The sequence below is a fragment of the Pontibacterium sp. genome, assembly GCF_964228735.1.
Lineage (GTDB): Bacteria > Pseudomonadota > Gammaproteobacteria > Pseudomonadales > Balneatricaceae > Pontibacterium.
The window spans coordinates 1-11,026 of record NZ_CAXRBQ010000172.1; the positions used below are offsets into that span (position 1 = coordinate 1).

The 11,026-nt window shown below is 52.3% G+C and carries 12 protein-coding genes; 4 read left to right on the plus strand and 8 right to left on the minus strand.

Annotation, left to right across the window (positions count from 1 at the left end; translation table 11 throughout):
- The first annotated feature begins 582 nt into the window (after nucleotides 1-582).
- The 3 genes from ACEQ15_RS18430 to ACEQ15_RS18440 all read left to right on the plus strand — a co-directional run bounded on the left by ACEQ15_RS18430 (nucleotide 583) and on the right by ACEQ15_RS18440 (nucleotide 2,536).
- Nucleotides 583-1,341 (plus strand): TlyA family RNA methyltransferase, encoded by a 759-nt coding sequence (locus ACEQ15_RS18430; protein WP_370280724.1) that lies wholly within the window; start codon nucleotides 583-585, stop codon nucleotides 1,339-1,341.
- A gap of 203 nt (nucleotides 1,342-1,544) precedes the next feature.
- A complete protein-coding gene (locus ACEQ15_RS18435; protein ID WP_370280725.1) occupies nucleotides 1,545-1,862 on the plus strand; it encodes a DUF3301 domain-containing protein in 318 nt (105 codons plus the stop codon).
- A gap of 137 nt (nucleotides 1,863-1,999) precedes the next feature.
- The gene (locus ACEQ15_RS18440; RefSeq protein ID WP_370280726.1) at nucleotides 2,000-2,536 is read left to right on the plus strand and encodes a DinB family protein; all 537 of its coding nucleotides are present in this window, start codon (nucleotides 2,000-2,002) and stop codon (nucleotides 2,534-2,536) included.
- 76 nt (nucleotides 2,537-2,612) lie between these two features.
- Here the strand turns inward: ACEQ15_RS18440 and ACEQ15_RS18445 are convergent, their stop codons facing one another.
- Complete coding sequence (locus ACEQ15_RS18445; RefSeq protein WP_370280727.1) at nucleotides 2,613-4,088, minus strand: YdiU family protein; 1,476 nt, start codon at nucleotides 4,086-4,088, stop codon at nucleotides 2,613-2,615.
- 149 nt (nucleotides 4,089-4,237) lie between these two features.
- Between ACEQ15_RS18445 and ACEQ15_RS18450 the strand changes: the two genes are divergently transcribed.
- Nucleotides 4,238-4,549 (plus strand): MGMT family protein, encoded by a 312-nt coding sequence (locus ACEQ15_RS18450; RefSeq protein WP_370280728.1) that lies wholly within the window; start codon nucleotides 4,238-4,240, stop codon nucleotides 4,547-4,549.
- A gap of 17 nt (nucleotides 4,550-4,566) precedes the next feature.
- Here ACEQ15_RS18450 and ACEQ15_RS18455 read toward each other — a convergent pair whose 3' ends face one another.
- The 7 genes from ACEQ15_RS18455 to ACEQ15_RS18485 all read right to left on the minus strand — a co-directional run.
- The gene (locus ACEQ15_RS18455) at nucleotides 4,567-5,571 is read right to left on the minus strand and encodes a class I SAM-dependent rRNA methyltransferase (RefSeq protein ID WP_370280729.1); all 1,005 of its coding nucleotides are present in this window, start codon (nucleotides 5,569-5,571) and stop codon (nucleotides 4,567-4,569) included.
- Nucleotides 5,568-6,152, minus strand: a complete 585-nt coding sequence (locus ACEQ15_RS18460) for an LON peptidase substrate-binding domain-containing protein (protein ID WP_370280730.1) — start codon at nucleotides 6,150-6,152, stop codon at nucleotides 5,568-5,570. The genes ACEQ15_RS18455 and ACEQ15_RS18460 overlap by 4 nt, the downstream gene beginning before the upstream one ends.
- 245 nt (nucleotides 6,153-6,397) lie before the next feature.
- Nucleotides 6,398-6,613 (minus strand): DUF1127 domain-containing protein, encoded by a 216-nt coding sequence (locus ACEQ15_RS18465; RefSeq protein WP_370280731.1) that lies wholly within the window; start codon nucleotides 6,611-6,613, stop codon nucleotides 6,398-6,400.
- 331 nt (nucleotides 6,614-6,944) lie between these two features.
- On the minus strand, nucleotides 6,945-7,817 hold the full coding sequence (gene sucD / locus ACEQ15_RS18470; protein WP_282350845.1) for a succinate--CoA ligase subunit alpha: 873 nt from the start codon (nucleotides 7,815-7,817) through the stop codon (nucleotides 6,945-6,947).
- A complete protein-coding gene (gene sucC, locus ACEQ15_RS18475; protein ID WP_370280732.1) occupies nucleotides 7,817-8,983 on the minus strand; it encodes an ADP-forming succinate--CoA ligase subunit beta in 1,167 nt (388 codons plus the stop codon). The genes sucD and sucC overlap by 1 nt, the downstream gene beginning before the upstream one ends.
- Before the next feature lie 152 nt (nucleotides 8,984-9,135).
- A complete protein-coding gene (lpdA, locus tag ACEQ15_RS18480; protein WP_370280733.1) occupies nucleotides 9,136-10,575 on the minus strand; it encodes a dihydrolipoyl dehydrogenase in 1,440 nt (479 codons plus the stop codon).
- A gap of 48 nt (nucleotides 10,576-10,623) precedes the next feature.
- On the minus strand, nucleotides 10,624-11,026 hold a 403-nt coding region (locus ACEQ15_RS18485; RefSeq protein ID WP_370280734.1), incomplete at its 5' end, for a 2-oxo acid dehydrogenase subunit E2.

The window sequence follows — 11,026 nt, forward strand, 5'->3', positions numbered from 1 at the left end:
CATCATGCGGGTACTTCAGGTGAGTTTATTTGAGCGAAAACCACTGGTTGAGCTATTAAATCCAGAGCCACCAGATAAGCAAAAAAGGGATCCTCAACTGAGGATCCCTTTATGATCAAAAACTATGGGACAGCAGTGGCCTTCGGGCCTCTTTTTTTATGCGCACAACAAAGCCACCATATATCTCAGAAGCGGTTCAGTTTTTCAGTTTCAATTCAGGTCCACCCCATACTATGAACGCACAACGCTGGTGACCCTCAATCGCCTTGTTGTGCGCTTATCGACCTTCTATCCAGTCCTTTGAGTTCATGAAGGTCATACTCAGAGTTCTCTATAAACCCTACTTCAGCCGCCTACCCCAGGCGGCTCTCTTTTTTCTGAACTCTAAGTACAATACAGGGATATCTGGAGGGAGGAAGTTATGGCATCCGTTATCTTTATTACCGATCCATTGTGCGGCTGGTGCTGGCTGGATGACCCGATCGGCTTCGCCATAATAAGTCAGCAGCAGCGACGATCTTAGCTTTCGCCCTGACAGCCGTTTATAATGGCCGCCGCTTTTCAGTCTGACGGAAACCTCCCATGCAACGCGCCGATATCCTGCTCACCGAAAAAGGTTACGCCCAGTCCCGTGCCCACGCCCAGCGCCTTCTGAAAGGCGGCAAGGTCTCCATACGTTCGGGCAACGGCTGGCAGGTCATCACTAAACCGGGCGTAAAACTCGAGCCTGACACTGAGTTTCAGGTGGAAGTGGACGAAGCCGATCGTTTTGTTTCCCGTGGCGCACTGAAACTGCTGGGTGCACTGGAACGCACACAACTGGATGTCACTGACATGATCGCCATCGATGTGGGGCAATCCACCGGCGGTTTCTCCGACTGTCTCGTACAATCAGGCATCGGTAAGGTTGTAGGCATAGAAGTCGGCCACGATCAGCTGGCAGAAAAGCTGCGTAACGATGCGCGAGTGCTCTGCTTCGAAGGCGTTAACGGCCGTGATCTGCCCGCTGAGATGCTGCTTACCCACAGCCATCCCGACGGTTTTGACCTGGCGGTTATGGACGTATCTTTCATCTCCCAAACCAAGATTCTGCCATCCCTGATCCCTCTGATCCGCCCGGGCGGCCACCTGATCTCACTGGTTAAACCGCAATTTGAAGTGGGCAAAGCTGGTGTCGGCAGCGGCGGCATCGTAAGGGACCCGTCCCTGTATCCAAAAGTGGAGCACACCATCAAGCAACACTGCGAGGAACTAGGTATGGAGATCCTCGACTACTTCGAAAGCCCAATCAAAGGTGGTGATGGAAACCGGGAGTTTCTTATCGTCGCGCGTAAACGGTAATTCTGGCGATTCCACCTATTCAGGAATCAAGGCATCAATAATTATTAAGATTTATTACTTTTTGAGTATAGATCGCTCAAAATCCAGTTTTTACACAAAACATTTGGATTTTGATATTTCGCCGAGTTCAGCATATTTTGACGCTTGAAGCTGGATTACAGGCTGTATAAGGTAATCACATAACGGTTGTTGGACGGCTTCCTATGTATATCGATCTGCAGGATCTCTTTTGGCTGACACTGATCTCCCTGTTCTGCCTGCACTGGTGGCATGCACAGAAGGTGAAAGAGATCGCGTTCAAGCACACTATGCGTCACTGCAAGGAGATGGACCTGCAGCTGCTGGATGGCAGCATCGGTCTACGTGCTTTCTGGCTGAAACGGGGCGACGATGGCCGCCTGCACTTCTGGCGTTCCTACGTGTTTGAATTTACTGCCACGGGTGATGATCGCTATAAAGGACGGGTTGTCATGCTGGGTCAGAAGGTGACCAACATTCAGCTGGACCCGCACCGCATCTAATCCTCTCTTTTGCTGACAGCCATTGATCCGTGTCACCTCTATCACCGATTTCACATTTGCTGGAGTGACGCTGTACTAGACTGTGAAAGTCCCTAATTTAGGGATCGATCTGCCCACCACGTTTAGAGGACACGCCGATGAGTGAGCTACAGAATTTCCGCTTAATGGCCCGCTACAATCAGTGGATGAACGACACCCTCACCGAGGCTGCCGGGACACTGCCGGAGACTGTTCTGCTGCAGGATCAAGGTGCATTTTTCGGATCGATCATGGGTACGCTGAACCACCTCCTGGTCGGGGATATCATCTGGTTACAGCGCTTCAGCACCCACCCTTCCGGTTTCCACTCCTTGCATCCCCTGGAAACCATGAAAAAACCCGCCACACTCAATACCATGCTGTATGACGACCTTGAAGCGTTCGCGGTTGAACGCCAGGGCCTGGATATCATTATTCAGGAGTGGTGCGAAGAACTGACCGACGCCGACCTGGAGCACAACCTGCACTACTCCAACATGGCAGGTGTGCAATCCTGCAAACGGTTCGGTTTCCTGGTACAGCACCTGTTTAACCACCAGACCCACCACCGGGGCCAGATCACCACCCTGCTCTCCCAGCAGGATGTGGAGGTTGGTATCACTGACTTGCTCACGCTGATTCCTGAAGCCCACTGATCATCGGACAAAGGTTCTACACACAAAAACGCCGGTTCTGAGACCGGCGTTTTGCGTTATACACAGCTGTTATGCGTCATGATGAACAGGTCAGGCAGATCGCCCCTGCCCAATCAGGCGGCGCATCGGCAAAACGCTGCATATCCGGGTGGTCATCTCCGGGATGGCGCAACAATCCCAACAGCTGGTTCACCAATACGTAGTTACCGTCATGGGCTTCGCGGATCGCCTCCTCCGCCATATAATTACGCAGGATGTATTTCGGGTTTACCGAGCGCATCTGCTGGCGACGAATTGGAAAACTGGCCGCTTCAGCCCCCAAGCGTTCATCGTACTGATCCAGCCAGTGATCCAATGCAGTGATATCGCACAGGAATTGATAGAGCGCATCGCGAGCTGCGCCCGCGCCTTCATAATCACACAACGTGCGGAAGAAGCGGTTGAAGTCGACCTTATGCTCCGCAAACAGAGTCAGCAGATTCTCAATCAGCGCAGCATCACCCGCTTGCTCCGTCTGCAGTCCCAGGCGCGCGGCGAGGCGGGCATTGCGGTACGCCACGAATTTATGGGAGTAAGCACGCAACACATCCTTCAGATCCTCCTCCCCTACCATCGGTAGAAAGGACTCCGCCAACGCGGTGAGATTCCACTGCACAATATCCGGTTGCTGTTTAAAGGCATAACGGCCGGTTGTATCGTTCTGGTTGGCCACGAAGTCCGGGCGATACTCGTCCAGGAAAGTGTAAGGGCCGTAGTCGAAGGTCTCTCCGAGAATCGACATGTTGTCAGTATTCAGCACCCCATGCACAAAGCCGTACGCCTGCCACTGCGCTACCAGCTGTGCTGTACGATCCGCAATCTGCTGATACATCGCCAGGTAAGGATTCTCGGCATCTTTCACATCCGGGTAGTAACGCTCGATACAGTAGTCAGCCAACCGGCGCAGATCTTCATGCTGCTTGCTGTAATAGAAGTACTCAAAGTGGCCAAAGCGGATATGGCACGGGGTCACACGCAGGACCGCCGCACAAGGCTCCATACCATTGCGCATCACATGCTGCGTACTGCCGATCAGACACAACGCACGGGTAGTGGGAATCCCCAAGCCATGCATCGCTTCACTGACCAGATACTCGCGGATACTGGAACGCAGTACCGCGCGGCCATCACCAAAACGAGAATAACGGGTTTTACCCGCTCCCTTGAGATGCAGGTCCCAACGCTCCCCATTCTGGTTCACCACTTCACCGAGTAACAGGCCACGCCCATCACCCAGATCCGGGTTGTAGTAGCCAAACTGGTGACCGGTATATTTCATCGCGATCGGCTCGCTTCCCGGCAGTAGGTTTTCACCACCAAAGTAACTCGCCAGATCTGAGGGATTGATCTCACAAGGGTTAAGATCCAGCAGCGCAGCCACTTCCGGGTTGAAGCTGATCAGGTGGGCATCAACCAAAGGCTCCGGTGTAATACGGTGAAAGAAATGTTCTGGAAAGCGGGTGTAGCTATTATCAAAGTTCAGCGTTTCCAGCGTGGCGAAAGAGTCGGACATCCATAAAACCCCAGCTATCGAATTGCCAATTACCCTACCATTTTAATCAGGTATTATCACCCCATAGGTTATCGGGACATTTCAGACTCTTGCTCAGAAATACTCTGTGGTAGATTAAGCGGATCAATAACCGCTACAAGTGACACGCTGTGGAAGACGTAAGTTATCAGGAAAAGTTCTGGCAGGTGATCAGCCTAATCCCTCCGGGATCGGTAGCGACCTATGGTCAGGTGGCGGAGCTCGCCGGGATGCCACGCATGGCCCGGGCAGTGGGACGTACCCTCAGTCAGCTACCCAGGGATACCAGCTTGCCCTGGTTCCGGGTGATTAACGCCAAGGGCGAGATCTCGTTCCCCAAGGACAGCCCCGCCTACAAACGGCAGAAGTCCTTGCTGGAAGCGGACGGGATTGTCTTTTTCAACGGTAAAGTTTCACTTAAACGTTACAAGTGGCAACCTTAATAGCTGCCACTTTGAACTTAGAGGTGCAGCAGTGCGATCTTCAGTGGGAACTGGCCATCCGGTGATGGAAAGTCAGCTTCCGGTGTGATGATCTCATAATCCTTCACAGGGCGGCCTGCCTTATTACCACAACGCTGCACGGTATCCAGCCATTCATCCAACGGCACTTTCGCCACATTGTTCACGCAGATCAGGGTGCCGCCTTCCTTGGTTGCCAATAACGAAGGTTTCAGCACACTCGGGTAGTCTCGAACCAGATCAACGGTACCAAAGTAGCTTTTCGCCCAGCGCGGTGGATCCAGGTACACCAGGTCAAACTGACGCTCATCAATCCGTGGGAAAGGTCGCGGTTTCTGTCCGCGTTTTACACGCTGTTTTACCGGCAGTCCGGCGTACTGTTTTACTGCGGTGAAGAAATCACTTTGCACAAATGAGATCTGATCTTCGCCCAGATCGTTAAGCTCAGCATTTTCCCGCCCAACCTCAAGGTTGCGGGTAGAGAAATCCACGTTTACCACGTCCGATGCGCCGGCCGTAGCCGCGCACACCCCCACACCGCAGGTGTAGGAAAACAGGTTCAGCACGCTTTTACCTTGGGCAATCTCCAGAATACGTCGACGTCCCGCGCGCATATCGAGGAACAGCAATGGATCCTGGCCCATATGCTTTCCACGCACGCGGTATTTAACCCCCAACTCCTGTCCAACATACTCCGTACCCAGTACACGGCTATCGTCGCTACGTCTGGAATTGCTAGCACTACGATCGTTGTAGATCACCTCTTCCGGTTCGAAGATCTGCCGACATTGTGTCTCAATCAACGCAAGATCCTGCTCGGACACGGGCGCATGGAAACTTTGCACCAGCAGCTGCGGGCCGTAACGATCTACGGTGAGGCCGGGCTCTCCTTCATTAGTACCGTGGAACAGACGATAACAATCGGTTTGCTCAGCGTGCAGGGAGGTCAGAAGGTCTGCACGGGCGTCGAGGGCGTGCGAAAGTTTTTGTTGTAGATCGTTCATCGTGTACCTAACTGCTGCAGTAGTGACTGAATTGCCTCAAGGCGCAGGAGTGGATCATCACTTTCCAATAACAGCTGCTTCTCGGCGGGGGTAAATGGCAGGAGTTCAGCTAACAGGTATCCCACCTGGGCGGCATCCCGGTAATCGATCTCTGTATCAAATGTCTCGACCATCGGGTGCTCTTCCAGCTCTTTTGCCAGTTTAACCAACAGCTGGTACTTCTCTGCAACCAGCACACCTGATGGTTCTTCAATAGGCACACACTGCCCGACCAACAAGTTGTCTTGTTCCGCACGGCAGTCGTGAATGCGAACCCTGAACTGTCCTTCCACTTCTATGCCCAACATATCATTCGCTTGTGGGTGCCAATCGATAACCTTGGCATAACACCCCACACGGTAGAAAGGCCTGTCGCCGTTTTGCACCTGCTTTTCTGGCAACGACTGAACAATGACAAAACCGGTCTGATTTTGCAGCGACTCTTTCACCATCCGCAGATAGCGCGGCTCAAAAATCTGCAGCGGCATCACCGTCGTTGGGTAAAGCACAACCGGAAGCGGAAAGAGAGGAAGTTCAACCATAAGACCACCTTAAACTGGGGATGGCAGTATAACAGAGCGTTCGAAAACTTATGGCTAAAACGCAAAAAGGGCCGCCGAAGCTGCCCTTTTTGAAGGCTGAGCGTTAAATACCCCTCAACCAACAACCTATTGCGGTGTAATTCTGAGACAAGATCGGAAAAACACCTCGGTAGATCAATCCGAAACTATCGCTGCCGCCGGACCGGGACTGAGCATTCTGCTCCATACCGATCCAGCAGCCAGGTTTATTTCTGCTTCTCCCGTTGGCTGAGCCTCACCTGCAACTCCTTCTTGGTATCCACAAGATCGTCTTCAGGGAGTACGACGCCGTTCTCGATACGCAGACCAATATCTTTCAACTGTGCTGGCGAAAGGTCACGCAGTTCATAGTAAGTCTGGCGCTGCTTAAGAGCGATGTTCAATTTACGGTAAAAAGATACAAACAGAGCAATAATAGTCATGGTTTTCTCCTTTGGATTTAAGCCGGGAACACTTAGCGGAGAAAACAGAAGAAACGAACATTCAGATTCACCGCGAAGAGTTCCGCGGCTACTGGGTGGTTTAAACGATCAGATAGCACGCAGACAGGCAGAAGTACGCTTATGCCACGGGGCAGAAACGTGAGACATAATATTTCGCTGAGACGTATACAGCTGGAACATTACGTTGCCTATCCAAAAAGTTGATATTTGAGAGAGATCGATTTCACCGTTTCAGTGAAAACAAGTCAAGCGTTCAAAAATAAAAAAAGGCAGCCGAAGCTGCCTTTTCTCATAACTGAATGGTCAGTGATTACCAGCCAGTTACTTCTTTCAGTGCGTCGCCGATCTGAGCCAGGGAACGTACAGTCTTAACGCCTGCATCTTCCAGAGCTGCAAATTTCTCGTCAGCAGTACCTTTACCGCCAGAGATGATCGCACCCGCGTGACCCATACGCTTACCCGCTGGAGCAGTTACACCCGCGATGTAAGAAACTACAGGCTTAGTTACGTTTGCTTTGATGTAAGCAGCCGCTTCTTCTTCTGCAGTACCACCGATCTCACCGATCATTACGATCGCTTCGGTCTGTGGGTCGTTCTGGAACATTTCCAGAATGTCGATGAAGTTAGAACCTGGGATCGGGTCACCACCGATACCTACACAGGTAGACTGACCGAAACCGTAGTCAGTAGTCTGCTTAACAGCTTCGTAAGTCAGAGTACCGGAACGGGATACGATACCTACTTTACCTGGCAGGTGGATGTGACCTGGCATGATACCGATCTTACATTCGCCCGGAGTGATAACACCTGGGCAGTTAGGACCGATCAGGCGAACGCCCAGCTCGTCACACTTAACTTTACACTCCAGCATATCCATTACTGGGATGTGCTCAGTGATACATACGATCAGCTTGATACCTGCATTCGCAGCTTCCAGGATGGAATCCTTACAGAAAGGAGCTGGTACGTAGATAACAGAAGCGTCAGCACCCGTTGCTTCAACAGCTTCAGCAACAGTGTTGAATACCGGCAGACCCAGGTGCTCAGTACCACCTTTGCCTGGAGTTACACCACCCACCATCTGAGTGCCGTAAGCGATAGCCTGTTCAGAGTGGAAGGTACCCTGACCACCAGTGAAACCCTGACAGATTACTTTGGTGTCTTTGTTAATCAGAACGGACATTATTTACCCTCCGCTGCTTTAACTGCCTGCTGAGCTGCGTCAGTCAGGCTGGTTGCCGCGATGATATCCAGGCCAGATTCCGCCAGAAGCTTGGAGCCCAGATCAGCATTGTTACCTTCCAGACGTACAACAACTGGTACGTTTACGCCTACTTCCTTAACTGCACCGATGATACCTTCTGCGATCAGGTCGCAACGAACGATACCGCCGAAGATGTTAACCAGTACGGTTTTCACCTTGTCGTCAGCCAGGATCAGTTTGAATGCTTCGGTAACACGCTCTTTAGTCGCGCCGCCACCAACGTCCAGGAAGTTAGCCGGGAAGCCACCGTGCAGAGCAACGATGTCCATAGTACCCATTGCCAGACCTGCACCGTTAACCATGCAGCCGATAGTGCCGTCCAGAGCTACGTAGTTCAGATCCCACTCAGCTGCGTGCGCTTCGCGCTCGTCTTCCTGAGATGGATCGTGCATAGCCTGCAGATCTTTGTGGCGGTATACAGCGTTACCGTCGATTACCACTTTAGCGTCCAGACAGTGCAGGTTGCCTTCGTCAGTGATAACCAGTGGGTTGATTTCCAGCAGTGCCAGGTCTTTTTCCTGGAACATCTGCGCCAGACCCAGGAAGATCTTAACGAACTGCTTGATCTGATCGCCCTGCAGGCCCAGTTTGAACGCCAGCTCACGACCCTGGTATGGCTGTGCGCCAGTCATCGGATCGATGATTGCTTTCAGGATTTTTTCTGGAGTTTCTTCTGCAACCTTCTCGATTTCCACGCCACCTTCGGTAGATGCCATGAATACGATGCGGCGAGTAGAACGGTCTACAACCGCACCCAGGTACAGCTCGGAAGCGATATCGGTGCAGGTTTCAACCAGAATTTTGGATACAGGCTGACCGTTTTCGTCAGTCTGGTAGGTCACCAGGTTTTTGCCCAGCCAGTTAGCAGCGAATTCCTGCGCTTCTGCAGGGCTGTCTACCAGCTTAACGCCGCCCGCTTTACCGCGGCCGCCGGCGTGCACCTGGGCTTTAACAACCCACTTGTCACCGCCAATTGTAGTAGCTGCTTCTGCTGCAGCTTCCGGAGTATCTACCGCGATTCCTTTGGAAACCGGCAGACCATATTCGGCAAACAGTTGTTTACCCTGGTACTCGTGAAGGTTCATGCTCTAATCCGTTGTGTTGTCACTAGTGTGTGTTTCTGCAACGCAGTATGGAGAGATTACGTTGTTGCAGCCCTGTTGGGATCTCAACGACAAACTCAGAATCGACCGGATACCCCCGAAATGATACCCGGCCGACAGTTTAAAACGTCAGGTTAGCGTTTTTTACGGTTCGCAATGTGAATTGCGTGGCCGTCCACCGCCAGAGCGGCTTCGTGCACAGCTTCACTCACGGTTGGGTGAGCGAAGACGGTCAGCTGCAGGTCTTCTGCGGAAGAGCAGAATTCCATAGCAATCGCAGCCTGAGCAATCAGCTCGGATGCGATACCGCCAACCATGTGAACACCCAGAATGCGGTCAGTTTCTTCGTCAGCAATGATCTTAACGAAACCATCGGTATCGTCAGCAGCCATCGCACGACCAGAAGCCGCAAATGGGAATTTGCCCACTTTGATCTTCACGCCATCTGCTTTCAGTTCCTGTTCGGTCTTACCGACCCAGGCCAGTTCAGGATGGGTGTAGATGATGCTCGGAATCACGTCGTAGTTCATCTGAGCTTTGTGGCCAGCAATGATGTCGGCAACCATGATGCCTTCTTCGGACGCCTTGTGCGCCAACATCGGACCACGTACGGAGTCACCGATTGCGTAAACTCCCGGTGCGTCAGTGCGGCACTGCTCATCTACGAAGATGAAGCCGCGCTCATCCAGCTTAACGCCGGAATCTTCAGACAGCAGGCCGTTGGTCTGTGGCTTACGGCCAACAGCAACGATCAGCTTGTCTACGGTGATTTCCTGCTCGCCTTTAGCGTCAGTGAAGAACACCTTAACTTCTTTACCGTCAACGATCTCGGTACCGGTTACACGTGCGCCCAGCTGGATATCCAGCCCCTGTTTCTTGAACAGTTTCGCAGCGTCGCGTGCAACGTCTTTATCTGCAGCCGCCAGGAAGGAATCCATCGCTTCCAGAACAGTTACTTTAGTACCCAGACGTGCCCATACAGAGCCCATTTCCAGACCGATTACGCCTGCGCCGATTACGCCCAGACGCTCTGGAACTTCATCGATGTCCAGTGCGCCAGCGTTATCCAGGATCAAACCGTCGGTCAGTGGAGCAGGAGGAATGTTCACTGGTACGGAGCCGGATGCCAGAATCACGTTCTCTGCATCGTATACAGTCGCAGTACCGTCAGCAGCGGTTACTTCAACCTGTTTGTTCGCCAGCAGCTTACCCATGCCCTGCAGCAGAGTTACGCCGTTTGCTTTAAACAGACCACCGATACCACCGGTCAGGTTGCCAACGATCTTGTTCTTACGCGCAACCATCGCTTTAACATCCATGGTGACTTCACCGCCAACCTGGATGCCGTGTACATCAGCGTGCTGTGCTTTGTGGAACTGGTGGGTAGATTCCAGCAGTGCTTTAGACGGAATACAACCAACGTTCAGACAAGTACCACCCAGTACAGCGGCACCTTTGTCATCAACCCATTTCTCAACACACGCAGTGTTCAGGCCCAGCTGAGCCGCGCGAATAGCTGCTACGTAGCCACCAGGGCCCGCACCTACGACGATAACGTCGAATTTCTGTGACATGTCTCTTTACCTATCCTATCAATTCACTCGTTATAATTTTGGGCTGACTTAGACTTCCAGCAGCATACGTGCAGGATCTTCCAGAAGGTCTTTAATAGTCACGAGGAATTGTACAGCTTCCTTGCCATCAATCATACGGTGGTCGTATGACAGGGCCAGGTACATCATTGGCAGGATTTCTACCTGTCCGTTAACCGCCATTGGACGCTCCTGGATTTTGTGCATACCCAGGATTGCAGTCTGAGGTGGGTTCAGGATAGGGGTAGACATCAGGGAACCGAATACACCACCGTTGGTGATGGTGAAAGTACCGCCCTGCATGTCGTCCATACCCAGCTTGCCTTCACGACCACGCTTACCGAAGTCAGCGATGGTAGATTCAACATCAGCCAGGCTCATGCTGTCAGTATCACGCAGCACAGGCACCATCAGACCGCGATCGGTAGAAACT